17 protein-coding genes are annotated in these 17,467 nt (G+C 73.9%); 5 read left to right on the forward strand and 12 right to left on the reverse strand.

Annotated elements, in window-relative coordinates; translation table 11 throughout:
* Window positions 1-32 precede the first annotated feature (32 nt).
* Window positions 33-845, forward strand: a complete 813-nt coding sequence (locus FR742_RS16735) for a helix-turn-helix transcriptional regulator (RefSeq protein ID WP_148031798.1) — start codon at window positions 33-35, stop codon at window positions 843-845.
* Here FR742_RS16735 and FR742_RS16740 read toward each other — a convergent pair whose 3' ends face one another.
* Window positions 846-1,571, reverse strand: a complete 726-nt coding sequence (locus FR742_RS16740) for a phytanoyl-CoA dioxygenase family protein (RefSeq protein ID WP_148031799.1) — start codon at window positions 1,569-1,571, stop codon at window positions 846-848.
* Window positions 1,572-1,604: 33 nt separating this feature from the next.
* Entirely contained in the window at window positions 1,605-2,564 is a 960-nt protein-coding gene (locus FR742_RS16745) for a helix-turn-helix domain-containing protein (RefSeq protein ID WP_148031800.1), read from the reverse strand.
* A gap of 72 nt (window positions 2,565-2,636) precedes the next feature.
* Here FR742_RS16745 and FR742_RS16750 point away from each other — a divergent pair, with 72 nt between their 5' ends.
* The gene (locus FR742_RS16750; protein WP_148031801.1) at window positions 2,637-2,960 is read left to right on the forward strand and encodes a cupin domain-containing protein; all 324 of its coding nucleotides are present in this window, start codon (window positions 2,637-2,639) and stop codon (window positions 2,958-2,960) included.
* Here the strand turns inward: FR742_RS16750 and FR742_RS16755 are convergent.
* The 6 genes from FR742_RS16755 to FR742_RS44595 form a co-directional block, all read right to left on the reverse strand.
* The gene (locus FR742_RS16755) at window positions 2,947-3,669 is read right to left on the reverse strand and encodes a universal stress protein (RefSeq protein WP_148031802.1); all 723 of its coding nucleotides are present in this window, start codon (window positions 3,667-3,669) and stop codon (window positions 2,947-2,949) included. The genes FR742_RS16750 and FR742_RS16755 overlap by 14 nt on opposite strands.
* Before the next feature lie 125 nt (window positions 3,670-3,794).
* Window positions 3,795-4,319: a DoxX family membrane protein gene (locus tag FR742_RS16760; protein ID WP_148031803.1), complete on the reverse strand. Its 525-nt coding sequence runs from the start codon at window positions 4,317-4,319 to the stop codon at window positions 3,795-3,797.
* Between the two features lie 198 nt (window positions 4,320-4,517).
* Window positions 4,518-4,931 carry an Hsp20/alpha crystallin family protein gene (locus FR742_RS16765; RefSeq protein ID WP_148031804.1) on the reverse strand — a complete coding sequence of 138 codons (414 nt, stop codon included), beginning with the start codon at window positions 4,929-4,931 and terminating at the stop codon, window positions 4,518-4,520.
* 141 nt (window positions 4,932-5,072) lie between these two features.
* On the reverse strand, window positions 5,073-5,732 hold the full coding sequence (locus FR742_RS16770; protein ID WP_148031805.1) for a response regulator transcription factor: 660 nt from the start codon (window positions 5,730-5,732) through the stop codon (window positions 5,073-5,075).
* On the reverse strand, window positions 5,729-6,994 hold the full coding sequence (locus FR742_RS44590; protein ID WP_187281178.1) for a sensor histidine kinase: 1,266 nt from the start codon (window positions 6,992-6,994) through the stop codon (window positions 5,729-5,731). Before FR742_RS44590 ends, FR742_RS16770 begins: the two co-directional genes overlap by 4 nt.
* Before the next feature lie 8 nt (window positions 6,995-7,002).
* Window positions 7,003-7,971: a hypothetical protein gene (locus FR742_RS44595; protein WP_187281179.1), complete on the reverse strand. Its 969-nt coding sequence runs from the start codon at window positions 7,969-7,971 to the stop codon at window positions 7,003-7,005.
* Between the two features lie 412 nt (window positions 7,972-8,383).
* Between FR742_RS44595 and FR742_RS16780 the strand changes: the two genes are divergently transcribed.
* Window positions 8,384-11,575 carry a BTAD domain-containing putative transcriptional regulator gene (locus FR742_RS16780; protein WP_148031806.1) on the forward strand — a complete coding sequence of 1,064 codons (3,192 nt, stop codon included), beginning with the start codon at window positions 8,384-8,386 and terminating at the stop codon, window positions 11,573-11,575.
* A gap of 1 nt (window position 11,576) precedes the next feature.
* Here FR742_RS16780 and FR742_RS16785 read toward each other — a convergent pair whose 3' ends face one another.
* Entirely contained in the window at window positions 11,577-12,143 is a 567-nt protein-coding gene (locus FR742_RS16785; protein ID WP_148031807.1) for a dihydrofolate reductase family protein, read from the reverse strand.
* Between the two features lie 84 nt (window positions 12,144-12,227).
* Window positions 12,228-12,533: a hypothetical protein gene (locus tag FR742_RS46375; protein ID WP_187281180.1), complete on the reverse strand. Its 306-nt coding sequence runs from the start codon at window positions 12,531-12,533 to the stop codon at window positions 12,228-12,230.
* Between the two features lie 220 nt (window positions 12,534-12,753).
* Between FR742_RS46375 and FR742_RS16795 the strand changes: the two genes are divergently transcribed.
* Window positions 12,754-13,797, forward strand: coding sequence for a zinc-dependent alcohol dehydrogenase family protein (locus tag FR742_RS16795; protein WP_148031808.1), 1,044 nt, complete (start codon window positions 12,754-12,756; stop codon window positions 13,795-13,797).
* Window positions 13,798-13,969: 172 nt separating this feature from the next.
* The gene (locus FR742_RS16800) at window positions 13,970-14,854 is read left to right on the forward strand and encodes a GerMN domain-containing protein (RefSeq protein WP_148031809.1); all 885 of its coding nucleotides are present in this window, start codon (window positions 13,970-13,972) and stop codon (window positions 14,852-14,854) included.
* A gap of 18 nt (window positions 14,855-14,872) precedes the next feature.
* Here the strand turns inward: FR742_RS16800 and FR742_RS16805 are convergent, their stop codons facing one another.
* Entirely contained in the window at window positions 14,873-16,450 is a 1,578-nt protein-coding gene (locus FR742_RS16805; protein ID WP_148031810.1) for an ABC transporter permease, read from the reverse strand.
* Complete coding sequence (locus tag FR742_RS16810) at window positions 16,447-17,349, reverse strand: ABC transporter ATP-binding protein (RefSeq protein ID WP_148031811.1); 903 nt, start codon at window positions 17,347-17,349, stop codon at window positions 16,447-16,449. The genes FR742_RS16805 and FR742_RS16810 overlap by 4 nt, the downstream gene beginning before the upstream one ends.
* Between the last annotated feature and the right edge of the window lie 118 nt (window positions 17,350-17,467).

The following is a 17,467-nucleotide window of genomic DNA, read 5'->3' on the forward strand; positions in this document are numbered from 1 at the left end:
AGTTGCTTGTGATGTCGACGGGAGGTCAGCCGATGTCGCTGAGACGTCAGACCGTGTCCCTCGCGGGGCCGACGGGCGCCGATCCGCTCCGGTGCGAGGAGTACGGCTACGGTCTCGGCCGGCCCACCGGCGTCCTGGTGCTCAAGTACCGGTCGGCGACCGTGCTGGAGTTCGGCGAGAGCCGCGAGGACTTCCTCCACCAGCTCTACTGGTCGCCCGACGGCATGCTGTCGGCCAGGCACGGAGCGCAGGCGCAGTTCGTGGGCCCGCGTGAGGCGTTCTGGGCGCACCGCGCGGTCACCCACGAGGTGCGCGCGGCCGACCGGCAGACGGTCTACCGGATCTGCCTGCGCGAGGTCCCCGCGGCGCTCGGCGGGCTGCGGGCCGGAGCGGTCTCCGTCGCCCCCGAGGCGGCCCGGCTGATCGAGGCCATCGCGCGTCCCGGTCACGACGAGGCCGCCGCCCTGGAGGCGCGTGCCCGCATCATGGCCGGGGTCGCCCCGGCGGGCGCGGAGCCCGCCGGGCATCCCGGCTCGGGCACCGGCTTCGCGCTGGCGGTCGTGCGCGAGCTGTCGCACAACCCCGGCGAGAGCGTCCGCCTCGACGAGTGGGCCGAGCGGCTGCATGTCAGCGTCAAGACGCTGCAGCGCGACTTCGAGCGCGAGTTCGGCATGCCCTACTCGCGGGTGCGCACCAAGCTGCGGCTGCGCACCTCGCGCGCGCTGCTGGAGACCCGGCCGGTGTCGGAGGTCGCCCGCCGGGTCGGCTACTCCAGCCCTTCGGCGTTCATCACGGCCTTCGTGAAGGAGTACGGCTGCACGCCCGGACGCTACTCGGCCCGGTAGTCAGGAGAGCAGGGCGCGGGCCAGGGCGTTGCCCTCTCCCGGGGCGACCGGCTGCTTCAGGAACACCGGCCCCTGGGACATGAAACGCGGCCGGGTGCCGCGGTGCTCGTCGGCGGCGTGCACGGTCAGCGGGTGCAGGAGGTACATGTCGCCGGGCAGGCCGGTCGCGTGGGCCACCGGGCGGTCCTTGGAGGCGGCGTCGAGCAGCGGCCCGGCCTCGAACGGGTCGAGCACCCGCTCGCCCAGCGCCTCGGCGGCGTCGCGGTGCGAGCCCACCCGGACGCGGGTCGGCGCGTCGTCGTCGCCCACCTCCGACAGCAGCACGAGCAGCAGCATCGTCTCCGGCCGGCCCGACACGGCCCACGAGCCGTCGGGCCTGGCCACCGAGGCGTCGATGTGCCAGCCCCGGTCGTCGACCGGCGCCTTGCCGGGGAAGCGGATCGGCATGTTGCCGAGGGCGGCGCGCGGCACCCATCCACCGGGCCCGGCGATCTCGTCGAGCGCCTCGCGCAGCCGCGGGCTGCGCGCCAGCTCACCGAAGGCGCCATGGCCGGTCATGTCGGCGGTCCACACCACCGGCTCCCGCCAGCCGGCGGGGTCGTCGGGCGAGAGCCCGATCTGCTGCCACACCTGCGCACTGGCCGCGTCCGCGACCTCACGGGGCACGGCCGCCTCCAGCTTGGCGAATCCTTCGGTCACGAACCGGTCGACGTCCACGACAGTCATGCGAGCCACACTAACGACGCCGTCCACCGGTTTTCAGCGATCTCCGCACGGCGCGAAGGATCGGCGGTAGGCGGCGGGAGTCGTACGCACCAGGGTGTGGAAGCGTCTGCGGAGGTTGGCGGCCGACGACAGGCCGACCCTGGTCGCGATCGTCTCCACGGGGAGGTCCGTCTCCTCCAGGAGGGTCCGGGCCGCCGCGACGCGCTGCTGGAGCAGCCAGCGGCCGGGGGTGACGCCGAGCTGCTCGGCGAACCGGCGGGCGAGGGTCCGGGGGGAGATGCCGGCCTGGGCGGCGAGGTCGCCGACGCCGAGCGGCTCGTGCAGCCGTTCGAGCGCCCAGTCGAGGACGAGGGCGAGCGACTCCGGCGGGTGGCCGTCGCGGTCCTGGGCGGCGTACTGGAGCTGGCCGCCCTCACGGTGCGGCGGCATGACCATGTGCCGGGCGATCCTGGCGGCGTGCGCGGCGCCGTGGTCGGCGCGGGCCAGGTGCAGGCACAGGTCGATGCCCGCGGCGGTGCCGGCGCTGGTGGCGACGTCGCCCAGGTCGATGTAGAGCGTGTCGGGCTCGACCTGGACATCGGGGAAGCGCGCGGCGAGGTCGGCGGCCATCCGCCAGTGGGTGGTGGCCCTGCGGTGGTCGAGCAGCCCCGCCTGGGCCAGGAGGAACGCGCCGGAGCAGATCGCGACGATGCGGGCGCCGCGCCGGTGCGCCCGCCGCAGCGCGTCGATCACGGCGGGCGGCGCGGGGCGCTCGCGGTCCTGCCAGCCGGGGACGACCACCGTGTCCGCGGTCTCCAGCGCGGCCAGCCCCAGGCGTACGACCATGTCGTAGCCCGCCAGGGTCGGGACCGCGCCCGGCCGCTCCCCGCACACGGCGAACGCGTAGCGGGCGGGCAGCCCGGGGCGGCTCATGCCGAAGACCTCGGCGGCGCAGGCCAGCTCGAACGTGGACTGCGGCGGCAGCACCAGGGCGGCCACCCGGTGAACACTCATGGCAGAAAAGTACCCGAAGGCGTCATTCCAGACACTGGGCCACGGGGGCCCGTCGTCGCGACGATGGGTCCCATGACGCGAGAGCCCGATGATGTTCAGGTCCTGCACGTGGACGAGGTCGAACCGGTCGAGGTGGTCCCCGGGATCATCCGGCGGCGCCTGCCCGCCACGGAGTGGGCGCGCGGGTGGATGTACGACTTCGCCCCGGGGACGGAGTGGCCGGAGGACGACGTCCACGACGGTGAGGAACGCTATTACGTGATCTCCGGAGAGTTCGTCGACCGGGGGCGGCGGCTCGGGCCGGGCAGCTACGTGGTGTTCGCGCCCGGAAGCACGCACCGTCCGCGCACCGAGACCGGCGCCCGCATGCTCGGCATCAGCATCATGACCCGCTGACCGGCTTCCGGCCGCCCACCACCGCCACGGGGCACGGGACGCGCCCCTGGAACACGCCCGCCACACCGGCGCGCGTGGCGTGCTCGCGGCCGGCGACCACGAGAGAGGCGGACGCGCCGGCGGCGAGCGGCTCGGTGCGCACGCCCGGGTGGCGCGCGGCCTGCTCGGCGAGGTCCGCCGAGGCGGCGAGCGGCAACTGGCGCAGCGCGGCCTCCTCGACCGCGAACTCCAGGACGGCCGCGTCCGGCGCCGGGTCGGCGACGACGATCGGGCCGGGGTTCGTCGTCACGGGCAACGGTCCCGGCCCCCGTACGACGACCACGGGGCAAGCGGCGTGGACGGCGACGTACTCGGCCACCGAGCCCACGACGGCTCTCGACAGCGTGTTGAGCCCGCGCGATCCGACCACGACGAGCGCGGCGTCCTCGGAGAGCTCGACGAGGCGTTCGGCGGCGGATCCCTCGTGGAGGTCCGTCTCGACGCGTACGCCCGAGCTGGTCTGGCGGGCGCAGTCGGCGCCGTGCCACAGCACGTGCTCGGCCGCCTTGCGCAGGTGGGCCTTGGCCTCCTCCGCCGCCTGGCCGTAGGGCCACTGCCAGGCGTGGGCGACGGTCAGCGGCAGTTTTCTGAGCTCGGCCTCGTCCAGGGCCCAGTCGAGCGCCTGCACGGAGAAGTCCGAGCCGTCGTAGCCGAGCAGGATCTGGTTCATGTAACCATCGTCCCCCCGGTGACGGCACCTCAACGAGAGGCTTTCGTCCTCCTGACCAGGGTCTTCCAGCCGGGCATGCCGGCGCCCACCTCCGGCTGCCGGAGGTGGGCGCGGGATCGGTCGCGCTACTTCAGCCAGGCGGTGCGCCGCACGATCGGCAGGTTGCCCAGCCCCCAGGTGCGTCCGGCTTCGGCGAGCGCGAGACCGACGAGGACGATCGAGTAGATGATGTGATCGTCCATGAACGGGTTGTTGGCCAGGGGCAGCTCCGCCGCCCACATGAGCACCAGCATCGCGGTGCCGGCGCCCGCCGCGATCCGCGTGCCGACCCCGAGGACCAGCGCCAGGCCGACGCCGAGCAGACCGGCCATGAAGAGCCAGTCCACCCACGCCTGACCGGCCAGGCCCGAGAAGAGGCCGCCGAGCGCGTTCTCACCCGTGCCCTTGAGGAACCCGGTCGTCGGGCTGCCGCCCGAGATCCAGGCCCGGTCGGCCGGAGTGGCGAACCCCCACCCGAAGGTCTTGTCCAGGAACGCCCACAGGAAGACCCAGCCGATCGAGATCCGGGCGACCGCCCAGACGTAGTCGACCGGGCGTCGCGCCTGCGCGGCGCCGGTTTCCCTGACGGGCCTGCTGACGGTGGCGTCCATGATGGCCCCCTTCCGAAGGGTGATCGCCGTTTCCGTGTCACCCACAGCACACCGCATGCGCGGTCTCAGGAGCAGTGCCGTACGACTCCCGGCACGAGGACCTTCGTCCCGTCACCACTCCCCCGGCGGACCGCTGCCGCGAGGCGGCGCGCGAAGGGCGCGGGCGGGGGACATCCCCGTCCGCGCCCGGTCGTGGCGTCAGTGCTCGACGGCGATCCGCCGGCCCTCGGCCTTCTTCTCCTCCTCCAGCCCCACGCTGATCTCCAGGACCCCGTCCTTGTAGACGGCCTTGACGTCGTCGGTCCTGGCCGTGGCGGGCAGCGTCACCGTCCGCGAGAGCGCCCCGTAGGCGAACTCGGAGCGGTGCGGCTCGGTGGCCCGGTGGGTCTTCTCAGCGCGGATGTGCAGCATGCCGCCGTCCACGGTGACCTCGATGTCCTCCTCGGGGTCGACCCCGGGGAGTTCGGCCCGCAGCACGTACCGATCATCGGCGATGTAGTCCTCGACCCGGACGAGCTGACCGAACGGGCGGAACCCGAACATCGGGTTCTCCACCCACTCCAGCAACTCCGGGAACGGGAACCTGACATCTCTCCGCTCAGGCAGGTTCATGGCGGCCTCCTTCCGTGTCCCACGTCTCCAGGCCACACCCGGCACGACCGCGTAACCAGAGAAGGAGGTCCCGCGACGGCGGGACCATCGTCACCATCTGCTCAGGGTCGGGAACGGTGCCTCCCCAGCGTCACCCGCCGGTCAGCCCTCACCCGGGGTGACGACACCGGACTCGTAGGCCAGCACCACCGCCTGGACGCGGTCGCGCAGCCCGAACTTCGTCAGGATGCGCCCGACGTGCGTCTTGACCGTGGCCTCCGACAGGAACAGCTCGGCCCCGATCTCGGCGTTGGAGGCGCCCCTGGCCAGGCCGCGGAAGACCTCGCGCTCACGCTGCGTGAGCGCCCCGAGCACGGCCTCCGGGTCGGTGCCCGGCTTCGTCACGAGCTGCCGGACGAGACGCCGCGTCGTGGAGGGCGCGATGATCGAGTCGCCCCGGTGCACGTGCCGGATCGCGGCGATGATCTCCTCCCCCGGCGCGTCCTTCAGCATGAACCCGCTCGCGCCGGCCCGCAGCGCGGCCAGGGCGTGCTCGTCGAGGTCGAACGTCGTCAGCGCCAGCACCTTGGGCGGGTCGTCCAGCCGCTGGATCTCCCGGGTCGCGGCGACGCCGTCCATCCGGGGCATGCGGATGTCCATCACCACCACGTCGACGCGCCGCGACTCCAGCCCCTTCAGTGCCTCCAGTGTCTCCAGGGCCTCCAGCCCGTCGCCGGCCTCGGCGGCGACCTCCATGTCGGGCTGGGACCTGACGACCATGGCCAGGCCGTTGCGCAGCAGCTCCTGGTCGTCGACGATCATGATCCTGATGATGGCAGGCTCCTCGGCTCGTAGGGCACGGCGGCCGACAGTTCGAAGCCGGCCCCGGGGCGCCCGCCGGCCTCCAGGGTGCCTCCCACCATGCTGAGGCGTTCGCGCATCCCGGCCAGCCCGACGCCCGCCTCCGCTCCCGCCGGCCCGGCGCCGTCGTCTCTGATGGTGATGTGCAGGCCGTCCGGACGCCACGCGAGCGTCAGGTCGGCGGCGGCCACCGGCCCCGCGTGCTTGATGACGTTGGTCAGCCCTTCCTGGATGACGCGGTAGGCGGTCAGGTCGACGGCGGGGCGCAGCGGCCGGGCGTCCCCGGCCTCCCGCACGGCGACGCGGACGCCTGTCGTGCGTACGTGGTCGAGCAGGTCGGAGAGGTCGCCGAGACCCGGCTGCGGAGCGGTGCCCCCGTCGGCGCGGAGCACACCCAGCAGGCCGCGCATGTCGCGCAGGGCGTCGCGCCCGACGCCGGCGATGGTGGCGAACACGGCCGCGCCGGGCGAGCCCGGGCCGGACAGCCTGCCTCCCTCGGCCTGGCTGACCATGACGGCGAGCGAGTGCGACACCACGTCGTGCATCTCGCGGCTGATCCGGTCGCGCTCCGCCCGCGCCGCCTCGGCCCGCTCGCGCGCGCGGTCGGTCTCGGCGCGTTCGGCCTTCGCCCTGAGCTCGGCCAGGAACAACGCCCGGACCCGGCTGAGGCGGCCCAGCGACCACAGGCACGCCGTCACGGCGACCAGGCCGGCCGACAGCCCGATCCGCCAGGCGACCAGGTCGTAGCCGCCCGACGAGCCTCCCCACGAGGCCGGGTCCCAGAACCGCGCCAGGACCAGGACCACCCCGGTCAGGGCGACGGCCAGGCAGGCCAGCCCGGGCAGCAGGTCCAGCCTGCTGGACACCGTGTAGAGCAGCAGCCCGAACACCAGCGAGCTCGGCAGCAGCACCGCCGGGTAATAGACGCCGGACGGGTCGTGCAGGGGCGGCAGCAGCACCAGCAGCAGCATCGCCGCGGCGGCCAGGCCGTACGCCGTCAGCGGGCGCAGGCGGCGCGCGACCACGCAGCCGTGCAGCACCAGCAGCCCCGCCCCCGCGAACAGGCGCAGGGAAAGCGGGCTGCCGGAGGCTCTGAGAAGGCCGAACGAGACCAGGCCGAGGGGCACGGCGAGCAGGACGGCGAGCACGGCGTCGCCGCTCACCTGGTGCCGGCGGAGAAACGAGTCCACCGCGGCCTCGGCCGGAGACGGGGACTCTTTCACACCCGCCATTATGGTCGGCGACCGTGCGCGGCGTTCCGGCGGCTGAGGTACGCCAGGGCGGCCACCGCCAGGGCCGCGCCCCACAGCGGCCACAGCATCTCCGGCAGCCAGGCGCCCAGCTCGTCGCCCGCCCCGGCCGGGCCGAGCCGCTCGCCACCGAGTTTCTTGCGTACGTACATCAGCCCGGCGGACGTGATGGGCAGGGAGACGGCCAGCGCCGCGCAGGCGGGCAGGCGCGCCGGGACGGGCCGCCCGCGCAGGAACGGCACCCAGCGCGGCCATACCTCCCCCCACGGCCGCACCAGGCCGAGGGTGAGGACCGCGCCGAGGAGCCCGACGGCGGCGAGGCCGGCGCCGATCGGCGTGATCTCGTCGATGTACGCGAGGAACTCGTCGCTGATGCCGACGGGGATCCCCAGCAGCCAACCGAAGCGGGTGACGGCGTAGAAGACGGGGACCGCGACCGCGACGGCGACCGCGTACCGACCGGCCCTGAGCGCGCCGGCGGCGCTGCCGGGCCGGTCGGCGAGCAGCGCCCGCGTCCCCAGGACCATGAGGCTGACGCCGGCCGCCGCCAGGATCAGCAGGTTGAGGCTCGGCCAGGTCAGCATGGACTTGATCAGCGAGAACTCGGCCTGGCCGGCGAGCACGGCGACGAGCATCACGGGCAGGTACCCGGCCGTCATCATGATGCGCACGTCCGGCAGGAGCACCGCCAGGCCGGCTCCGGCCACGACGGCCACGACAGCGGCGGCCCGGGTGAGCCGGCCCCTGACGGCGAGCACGGCGACGCCGCCCGCCACCAGCGCCGACACCGTCAGCACGCTCCCGCCGACCGCGGGCGCGAGCGGGTCGAGCAGGGTGTTGCCCGGGCCGGGACGCCCGGCGTCGAAGGGGTACCCGGGCCCGCCGAGCGCCCAGAGGAGGCCGAGGGCCAGATAGCTCACCGACCAGACAGCGATGATCAGGACAGACACCGCCGGACGGCGCCTTCGCGGTTGAGAGGTGTTCACCCGGCTCAATCTGCCGCCGCGGCGGCCTCCCGCACATCGTCACCAGGTCGCGACGAGGTCATCCGCAGGTCTCGCCCTCAGGCCGGGCCCCGTTCGCCGACCCGCGGTCCCACAGCCAGCCGGCCACCGCGGTGGTGCGCTAGGAGCATGGGCGCGCATCCCGTACTTCGCGATCCTGGCGATCCCCGACTCCATCGCGCTCGGCTTCCTGTGGATCCTTCGGCGTCCTCACCGTCATCGCGATCCTGGCCACCGCGCCGCTGTCCGCGCGCTGGGCATCGGCATCACCACCCGCTGACCAGCCACCGGCGCGGCGCGCGTGCCTCGCCGGCGGCTGGTAGCTTGCGCGGCGGGGTTTCCGCGGCGGGAGGTCGTCATGCGATTCGGGGTGCTGGGGCCGCTGGCCGTGTGGACCGATCGCGGCGAGCCCGTCTCGATCCGGGGGCGCATGGTGCGGGCCCTGCTGGCCGACCTGCTGGTGCACGAGGGACGTCCGGTGTCGGCGGACCGGCTGGTCGAGGACCTGTGGGGCGGGGCGGCACCGGCCGATCCCACGGCCGCCCTCCACGTCCGGGTGTCCCAGCTGCGCCGGGCCCTGGCCGGGGCGGAGCCTGACGGCCGGAATCTGGTGGTGTCGCAGCCTCCCGGGTACGCGTTGCGCGCCGGGCCCGGCGCAGTGGACGCGGCGCGGTTCGCGGCCCTGACCGGGCAGGCGCGGACTTCCGGCGATCCACGGGTGCGGGCGGGCCTGCTGGCCGAGGCGCTGGAGCTGTGGCGCGGCCCCGCGCTGGCCGACTTCGCCGACGAGGAGTTCGCCCGGGTGGCCGTGGCCAGATGGGAGGAGCAGCGGCTGGCCACGCTGGAGTCCTGGGCGGAAGCCCGGCTGGAGCTGGGTGAGCACGGCGACCTGGTCGGCGGGCTGGGCGAGCAGGTCGCCGGGCATCCCTACCGGGAGCGGCTGCGGGCGGCCCACATGCGCGCCCTCTACCGGGCCGGCCGCGCGGGCGAGGCGCTCGACAGCTTCCAGGAGCTGCGGCGCGCGCTCGCCGGCGAGCTGGGCCTGGAGCCGGGCCCCGAGCTGGTGGCGTTGCAGCGGGCCATCCTCACCGGTGACCCGGCGGAGGACGCCCCCGTACCGGCACCGCGGTCGACCAGGCCGACGACCAATCTCCCTGCGCCGGTGTCGGAGCTGGTCGGCCGCGACCCAGCCGTGCGGCGGGTGCGGGAGTCGCTGACCGCAGGCCGGCTGGTCACGCTCACCGGCCCCGGCGGGGTCGGCAAGACCAGCGTGGCGCTCGCCGTCGCGCGCGCCCTGGTCGAGACGTTCCCGGAAGGCGTGTGGCTGGTTGACCTGACCGCCTGGGACGGGCGGGGCGACCCGGCGGAGCTGGTCCTGTCGGTCCTGTCCATCCCCGACGCGCCCGGCGATCCGGGCCCGGCGGGCGAGCGGCTGGCGGGCGCCCTGCGCGGGCGGCGGACGCTGCTGGTCCTCGACAACTGCGAGCATGTCATCGACCCCGTGGCCGAGCTGGTGGGGGCGTTGCTGCCGGCCGTGCCGGAGCTGCGGGTGCTGGCCACCAGCCGGGAGCCGCTGCGGCTGCGCGGCGAGGTCCGCCGGGATCTGCCGCCGCTGGACGTGCCCGACAGCGACGACCCCGCCCGGCTGGCGGACTCGCCCGCCGTACGCCTGTTCCTGGCGCGGGCCGGGCTGGCCCCGGAGCCGGACACCGTCGCGGGGGTGGCCGAGGTGTGCCGGCGGCTGGACGGCATCCCGCTGGCGCTGGAGCTGGCCGCCACCCGGGCTCCGGCGCTCGGCGTGCGGGAGCTGGCGGCGCGCCTGCGCGTGCCAGGGGACCGGTTCGGGCTGCTCGGCTCCGGGCCGCGCGACGCGCCGGCCAGGCAGCGCACCCTCGCGGCGGTGATCGACTGGAGCTGGAGGCTGCTGACCGAGCCCGAGCAGGCCGTGCTGCGCCGGCTGGCCGTCCACCCGGGCGGGTGCACGCTGGCCGCGGCCGAGGCGGTGTGCCGCGGCGGCGTGGTCTCCGGCGGCGAGGTGCTGGATCTGGTGGCGGGGCTGGTGGACCGCTCGCTGGTGACGCGCGGGGAAGGGCCCCGGTTCCGGCTGCTGGAGTCGGTCTCCGCCTACTGCCTGGACCAGCTGGGCCGCAGCGGCGAGGAGGCGGAGCTGCGGCGCCGGCACGCCGGCCACTACCTGGCGCTGGCCGAAGAGGCCGGACCCCGGCTGCGCGGGCCGGGCCAGCGGGAGTGGCTGCGCCGGCTGGACGCCGAGGCCGCGAACATGCGGGCGGCCCTGGAGACCTTCCGGCACGAGGGCGCGGCCGAGCCGGCGCTGCGGCTCACCACCGCTCTGGTCTGGTACTGGTTCCTGCGGGGCCGGTTCGCGGAGGCGCGCCGGGCCCTGGAGGCGGCGCTGGCCGTGGCGGGCGACGCTCCCCCGGAGCTCCGGGCCCGGGCCGGGACCTGGCACCTGGGTCTCTCGATCCGCCTGGGACAGGCCGGGCCGGAGCGGGTGACGGAGACGCTGCGCGGGTTCCCCGAGACCGACCAGGCCGGACGGGCGCACGCCGCCTGGTTCCTGGCCGCGTCCATCATCGACTTCGGGGACGAGAAGACCACCGGCGAGCTGCTGGAGCCGGCGCTGGACACGTTCCGGGCGACCGGCGACCGGTGGGGCGAGGCAGCGGTGCTGAGCACCCGCGCGATGCTCGCGCACCTGCACGGCGACCAGGGCGCGCTGGAGCACGACGCCCGGCGCGGCGCGGCCCTGTTCGGCGACCTGGGTGACGACTGGGGGGTGCTCCAGGCCCGCGACTGGCTGATCGGCCTGGCCGACCTGACGGGCGACTGGGCGGAGGCGGCCCGGCTGGCGGAGGACGACCTGCGGATGGCCGAGGACCTGGGGCTGTGGTCCGACGTGGCCGGTCGGCAGGCCTGGCTGGCCTGGGTCCACGTCCAGACCGGGGACCCACTGCGTGCTCTCCGCCACGCCGAGCAGGCCAAGCGGCTGGCCGCGGAGCTGGGTCAGCGCTCGGGTGAGGTGTTCGCCACCATCGGCCTGGCCTTCGCCGCCCGCCGGGCGGGCCGGCTCGACCTCGCCGAGGAGCACCTGCGCGGGCTGCTGGCCGAGGCCCGCGACCGGCAGGCCGGAGACGGCGACCCGCCGTACCTGTCGATGGTGCTGGTCGAGATGGGGCTGCTGGCCGGCGAGCGGGGCGAGCACGCCGCCGCGCTCCCCTGGCTCCGGCAAGGCTTCGACGCGTATCGCGACCAGGGCTCGGCCCGCGGCATGGCCTGGGCGATCGCGGGCATGGCCGCCGCGGCGGCGGCCGACGGGCGGCCCGGCGTGGCCGCGCGGTCGCTCGGCGCCGCCGCGGCCGCGTGGCGGGAATCCGGGCAGCCGCTGTCCGACTCCGAGCGCGACGAGCTGGCGAGGATCACCGGCGGGGTCGAGGCCGCGGAGCCCGGCTTCGCCGCCCTGTTCGCCGCCGGTGGCGGGCTCTCGCTGGAGCGGGCGCGCCGGCTGCTCGACGACGCCCCGGGCACGTGACCTACTTGGGGACGTAGACGTGGACGACGATCCCCGAGCCGAACCGGTTCACCTCGGCCAGCTTGAGGTGGGTCGTGTCGAACCCCGCGCCCTCGAACAGGTGCTTGCCTGCCCCGACGACGACCGGGAAGTACCAGAAGTGGAACTCGTCGACCAGGCCGTGCTCCACCAGCGTGCGGTCCAGCTCTCCGGTGCCCCACTTGATGATGTTCTGTCCGGGCTGCTCCTTCAGCTTCGCGACCTCCTCGGCCACGTCGCCCCGGATGAGGGTGGCGTTCCAGGTGGTCTCGGTCAGGGTGCGCGAGGCCACGTACTTCGGCATCTTGTTCATGGCCTCGGCCTGGGGGCCGTCCTGCGCCGACCACGCCTCGGCGAATCCCTCGTAGGTCACCCTGCCCAGCAGCATGGCGTCCGCCGAGGCGGACAGGTTCGTGACGTAGCCGTGGTGCTCGTCGTCCCAGTACGGGTGGCCCCAGTGCTGGGGCTCGGCCCGTGACGCGGTGGAGGGGCGGGTGTCGTCGATGATGCCGTCCAGCGACACGAACGTCGACTCGATGAGCTTGCGCATGGTCTCACTCCTTGGTCAGCGTGCGCGGCCCGGTGTGCCGCTCACCTGTTGATTCCAGGCTGCCGCCGGCCCCTTACCGTTTCCTTACCGGTACCGCCGGACGACATCGGTGGACCGGCCGCGAACGTCAAGATTCGAGCCGTGCGCGTACGACCGGGCGGAACCGGCGTCGAACTGGTCTCCCGGCAGGCCGGCGGCTCGGAACGGCGGCTCGCCGCGGACCGTGTCGTCGCGGCCACCGGCTTCCGCCCCGACCACGCCATCGCCGCCGAACTCCGCCTGGACCTGGACCCGATCCTGGGCACCACCCGCCTGCGGGCCCCGCTCATCGACCCCGACGACCACTCCTGCGGCACCGTACGCCCGCACGGCGTGGACGAGCTGACCCATCCGGAGCCCGGCTCCTACGCCATCGGCATGAAGAGCTACGGTCGCGCCCCCGCCTTCCTGCTCGCCACCGGTTACGAACAGCCCCGCTCGGTGGTGGCCGCGCTGGACTTCCGGCGCGCTGACCCGTTCTCCCGGCGAAGGGTATCGCCCGGCGGGACCTTCGCCCCTACTCCCGCCCGCCCGCGGCCGGGAGCGTGGCAGGAAGGACAAGGAGGCTCCTATGAAGGCGATGACCTATCACGAGCCGGGTCGGCGCACCTGGGAAGAGGTCCCCGACCCGCAGCTCACCTCCCCGACGGACGCGATCGTACGGGTGGACGCCGTCACGATCTGCGGCACCGACCTGCACATACTCAAGGGCGACGTGCCCGCGGTCGAGCCGGGCAGAGTCCTCGGCCACGAAGCCGTCGGCACCGTCGTGGCGGCCGGCAGCGCGGTCACCGGCGTCGAGCAGGGCGACCGGGTCCTGGTCTCCTGCATCACGGCGTGCGGCCGCTGCCGCTACTGCCGCACCGGCATGTACGGACAGTGCCTGGGCGGCGGCGGCTGGATCCTCGGCCACCGCATCGACGGCACCCAGGCCGAGTACGTCCGCGTGCCGTACGCCGACACCTCCACCCACCTGCTGCCCGAGGCCGTGACCGACGAGGCGGCGCTCATGCTCGCCGACATCCTGCCCACCTCCTACGAGGTCGGCGTGCTCAACGGCCGGGTCCGGCCCGGCGACACCGTGGTCGTGGTCGGCGCCGGACCGATCGGCCTGGCCGCCATCACGACCGCGCGGCTGTTCACACCCGGCCACATCATCGCCGTCGACCCCGCCGCGACCCGGCTGGAGGCGGCCAAGAGGCTCGGCGCGGACCTTCTCGTGGGCTCCGGGGACGACCCCGAGGCCGCGGTCGCCGAGCTGACCGGCGGCCTGGGCGCCGACGTCGCCATCGAGGCGGTCGGCATCCCGGAGACCTTCGAGCTCTGCACCCGCCTCGTCCGCCCCGGCGCGCACCTCGCCAACGTCGGCGTCCACGGCGCTCCGGTCACCCTGCACCTCGAAGACCTGTGGATCCGCAACCTGACCATCACCACCGGCCTCGTCGACACCTACTCCACCCCGGCCCTGCTCGACATGGTCGCCGCCGGTCGGCTCGACCCGACCGTGTTCGTCACCCACCGCTACGCCCTGCACGACATGGAGGCCGCATACCAGACGTTCTCCGACCCGGCGGGCAGCGGGGCGCTGAAGGTCGTCCTGTCCCGCGACGCCTGAGGCGTGCGCAGTCCCGTACGAGGTCCGCGGCGCGGACCTCGTACGGGAGTTCCGGCACCATGACGGGCGCGCGCCGAAAGGCCTGGGGAGAGGGGACGATCGCCGGTGTCGCGGGACGGCCGGAGGGTCCACCCTGGGGTCAGGAGCACTCACAGGGAAGAAGATGATCGACATGCTCCCGATTCGTTCCCTCATCGCCACCACGATGGTGGCCACCACCACGGGCCTGCTCGCCGTACCGGCGCAGGCCGTCCAGCAGGCCACGCCCACGCTCGTCGGGATCCGGGCCGCGCACCACAACGGCCTGGACCGGCTGGTCTTCGAGTTCCGCGGGCGGGTGCCCGACCAGCGGGACGTCCGCTACGTGTCCAAGCTGATCGCCGACGGCTCCGGCCGGCGGGTGAACGCGGTGGGCAGCGCGCTGCTGCGGATCCGCTTCGCCGGGGCCGACGGCCACGACCGTAACGGCAAGGTCACCTACGGCCCGGCCAGCCGGACGTACGCGCTGCCCGGCCTCATCCAGGTCGTCAACACCGGCGACTTCGAGGCCGCCTTAACCTTCGGCGCGGGGCTGGCCTGGCGCGCGCCCTACCGGGTCTACACGCTCACCCGGCCGAGCCGTGTCGTCATCGACATCGCCACGCCCCATCGGACGGTGCCGGTACGTGCCCACTTCCTCGACACCGCCAGGTACGAGACCGGACGGGAGCCGCACACCACCGGCGTACGGCGGCCGGTGATTCCACCCGCCACCGCCCACGGCGCGCTGCAGCGGCTGTTCGCCGGTCCCACCCAGGCGGAGAAGGCGCACGGGCTGCGCTTCGTCAGCTCCAGGGCCACCGGCTTCAGCAGGCTCACCGTGAAGAACGGAGTCGCCAGGGTCTACCTGACCGGCCGTCTCACCAGCGGAGGGTCGACGTTCACGGTCGCCGACCAGATCAGGCCGACGCTCAAGCAGTTCCCCTCCGTCAAGTGGGTGAAGATCTACGACGCCGGTGGCCACACGCAGCGGCCCTACGGCCCGTCCGACTCCGTCCCGGAGTCGCTGGAGCCGTGAGGCGGCCCCCTGCGGCGATCATGGCGGCTGGAGCCGTCCGCCCGTCCTGCGCCGAGCTTCCACGACGGCGAGGGCCGCCATCCCGCCCAGGGTCCAGAACGTCACCATGGCGAGGTCCGTCCACGGCCACGGCCGTCCCGCCAGCGTGGCGAGCACCGTGTGCGACACGTGCTTGAGCGGGAAGACGTCCCCGGCGATGCGCAGCGCGCCGGGGAGTTCGCCCCCGATGACGAAGACGTCGGAGACGAAGGCCAGGGGGAGGAACGTGCCGAGGGTGATGGCGTTGACGGTCTGCTGCCTGCTCGCGAACGCCACCACGAGGGCTCCGAGCACGGTGAAGCACGCCGTGCCGAGGACGATCGCGGCGAGCATGCCGGCGAGCGCGCCGGGCCCGATCCTGACGCCGTGGCCGAGCGCGGCCACCAGCGCCAGCAGGACGGTGGTGGCCGTGGTGACCAGCAGTGCGGTGGCGAGGTGGCCGGTGTGGTAGGCCCAGCGCGGCAGCGGGGTGCCGGCCAGCCGTTTGAGCACGCCGCGCTCGCGATCGCCGGCGATCGTGTCGGGAATGTTCACGTACGAGGCCACGCCCACCGTGTAGGTGATCATCGCGGCGAGCATGAACACCGGCAGCCGCACCCCCGAGACACGGGCGCCGGCGAAGATCAATGAGATCAGCGCGAGCAGCAGGACCGGCAGGATCACCGTGAAGAACGCCGCGGACAGGTCCCTGCGCAACCGGACCAGCGCGTGCGTGACCTGATCGGTCACCAGCCGCCATCGCGCGGGGCGCCCCTGCCGCAGGGGGCGCCGGTTCCGCGCCGCCCTCGCGGTCTGGGCATGGGCCTGGGGCCGTTCCCAGCGGAAGCGCCAGACGGCCACCACGGCGCCGCCGGCACCCCATGCCGCCAGCACCACCAGGTGGCCGGCCTGGAAGCCCGCTCCGGTGAGTAACGGGTTCATGGCGTCGCGGACGGCGTGCGCGAAGTGCCGCAAGGGGAAGACCCAGCCCACGACGTCCAGCCAGGCGGGCAGCCGGGCGCCGACGAGGATGACGTCGGAGATGAACGCCAGCGCCAGCAGCAGGCCGGTGCCGAGTAACTGCACCGCCGCCGCGTTGCGCAGCAGCGCCACCATCGCGAAGCCGAGCGCGGTGAAGCAGGCCGCCCCGAGCAGCAGGGTGAGCAGCAGAGCGGGCAGCGTGCGCCAGACCATCTGAGTGCCGTAGAAGAGTCCGCCGACGGTGAGCAGCACGGCCACCGTCGTGGCCGCGACCGCCAGCGACGCCCCTGTCAGCCCGGCGAGCACCGCCGAGGCCGGCACCGGCGTGCCGTGCAGCCGCTTGAGCCAGCCGCGGTCACGCAGATCCGCCAGGCGGATGGCGAGCGCGCCGAAGCAGCCCTGGGCGACGCCGAACACGGCCATGACGGGGATCACGAACTGCATGACGCGCACGTCCGTACCGGGCTGGACGACCTGGTTCCCCACCGCCGCCCCGACGATCACCGTCATCAGCAGGGGCATCGCGACGGTGAAGAAGGCCGCCATCGGGGTGCGGACGAAGGAGAGGGTCTCGTGCCGGACCAGCCGCCCGATCATGATGGCGCCTCGCCGACTAAGTCGAGATAGACGTCCTCCAGCGACGGCCGGGACAGGGTCAGCGAGGTCAGTTCGGTGCCGCGCTCCAGCGACCAGCCGGTCAGCGCGTGCAGGTCGTGGGCGGGCCGCGCGGTCTCGACCGACACCGCCGCGCCACGCACCTCGACGCGGCCGGTGAGCGGTGGCAGGTCGGCTGCGGCCGTGCCCTCGGGCAGGAGGAAGGACAGCACGCTGGCCCGCTCGGCCGCGATGAGGGTGTCCGGCGCGCCGCAGGCGGCCAACCGGCCCGCGCGCAGCACCGCGACCCTGTCGGCGAGGTGCTGGGCCTCGTCCATGTAGTGGGTGGTGAGCAGGATCGTCGTGCCGAGCGAACGCAGGCCGTCGATCAGTTCCCACGCGTGATGGCGGGCCGACGGGTCGAAGCCGGTGGTCGGCTCGTCCAGGAACAGCACGTCCGGGCGCCCGACCAGGCCGAGCGCCAGGTCCAGCCGGCGCCGCTGCCCACCGGACAGCGTCCGCACGCGGGCGTCGCGCTTGTCATGGAGCCCGACCTGCTCGACAACCTCGTCAGGATCGCGTGGGCGCGGGTAGAAGCCTGCGTACAGCCGCACCAGCTCGAAGACGGAGAACTCCTCCTCGAAGCCGGCCTCCTGCAGGACGATCCCGATGTGCTCGCGGTAGGCCCGGCCGCCGGTGGCCGGATCGAAGCCCAGCACCGACACGTGACCGGCGTCGCGCCCGCGGTGCCCTTCCAGGATCTCCACCGTGGTGGTCTTGCCCGCGCCGTTCGGTCCGAGCAGCGCGAACACCTCTCCCCGTTCGACGGTGAAGCTCACCCCGTCGACGGCCTTCACCGTCCCGTACTGTTTGCGCAGTCCCTCGACCATCACCGCTGACATGCCGGCTCCTCCATCCGCTGGGCCATCTCCACGAGCCGGTCGGCACAGCCCCATGCGTTGTCGTAGCAGCCGTTGATTCCGATTCTCATGCCCTCATCGTCCGGCGATCCCGGCTCGT

It is taken from the genome of Nonomuraea sp. C10 (assembly GCF_008017515.1).
Classification (GTDB): domain Bacteria; phylum Actinomycetota; class Actinomycetes; order Streptosporangiales; family Streptosporangiaceae; genus Nonomuraea; species Nonomuraea ferruginea.

Excerpts from the sequence above, each read along its gene's own strand:
- FR742_RS16805 (WP_148031810.1), bottom strand. The coding sequence starts at position 16,450 with ATGATCGGGCGGCTGGTCCGGCACGAGACCCTCTCCTTCGTCCGCACC.
- FR742_RS16760 (WP_148031803.1), bottom strand. The coding sequence starts at position 4,319 with ATGGACGCCACCGTCAGCAGGCCCGTCAGGGAAACCGGCGCCGCGCAG.
- FR742_RS16800 (WP_148031809.1), top strand. The coding sequence starts at position 13,970 with ATGCTCCCGATTCGTTCCCTCATCGCCACCACGATGGTGGCCACCACC.
- FR742_RS16735 (WP_148031798.1), top strand. The coding sequence starts at position 33 with ATGTCGCTGAGACGTCAGACCGTGTCCCTCGCGGGGCCGACGGGCGCC.
- FR742_RS16810 (WP_148031811.1), bottom strand. The coding sequence starts at position 17,349 with ATGTCAGCGGTGATGGTCGAGGGACTGCGCAAACAGTACGGGACGGTG.
- FR742_RS16785 (WP_148031807.1), bottom strand. The coding sequence starts at position 12,143 with ATGCGCAAGCTCATCGAGTCGACGTTCGTGTCGCTGGACGGCATCATC.
- FR742_RS16755 (WP_148031802.1), bottom strand. The coding sequence starts at position 3,669 with ATGAACCAGATCCTGCTCGGCTACGACGGCTCGGACTTCTCCGTGCAG.
- FR742_RS16750 (WP_148031801.1), top strand. The coding sequence starts at position 2,637 with ATGACGCGAGAGCCCGATGATGTTCAGGTCCTGCACGTGGACGAGGTC.
- FR742_RS16745 (WP_148031800.1), bottom strand. The coding sequence starts at position 2,564 with ATGAGTGTTCACCGGGTGGCCGCCCTGGTGCTGCCGCCGCAGTCCACG.
- FR742_RS16770 (WP_148031805.1), bottom strand. The coding sequence starts at position 5,732 with ATGATCGTCGACGACCAGGAGCTGCTGCGCAACGGCCTGGCCATGGTC.
- FR742_RS16795 (WP_148031808.1), top strand. The coding sequence starts at position 12,754 with ATGAAGGCGATGACCTATCACGAGCCGGGTCGGCGCACCTGGGAAGAG.
- FR742_RS16740 (WP_148031799.1), bottom strand. The coding sequence starts at position 1,571 with ATGACTGTCGTGGACGTCGACCGGTTCGTGACCGAAGGATTCGCCAAG.
- FR742_RS16765 (WP_148031804.1), bottom strand. The coding sequence starts at position 4,931 with ATGAACCTGCCTGAGCGGAGAGATGTCAGGTTCCCGTTCCCGGAGTTG.
- FR742_RS16780 (WP_148031806.1), top strand. The coding sequence starts at position 8,384 with ATGCGATTCGGGGTGCTGGGGCCGCTGGCCGTGTGGACCGATCGCGGC.
- FR742_RS46375 (WP_187281180.1), bottom strand. The coding sequence starts at position 12,533 with ATGGGTCAGCTCGTCCACGCCGTGCGGGCGTACGGTGCCGCAGGAGTG.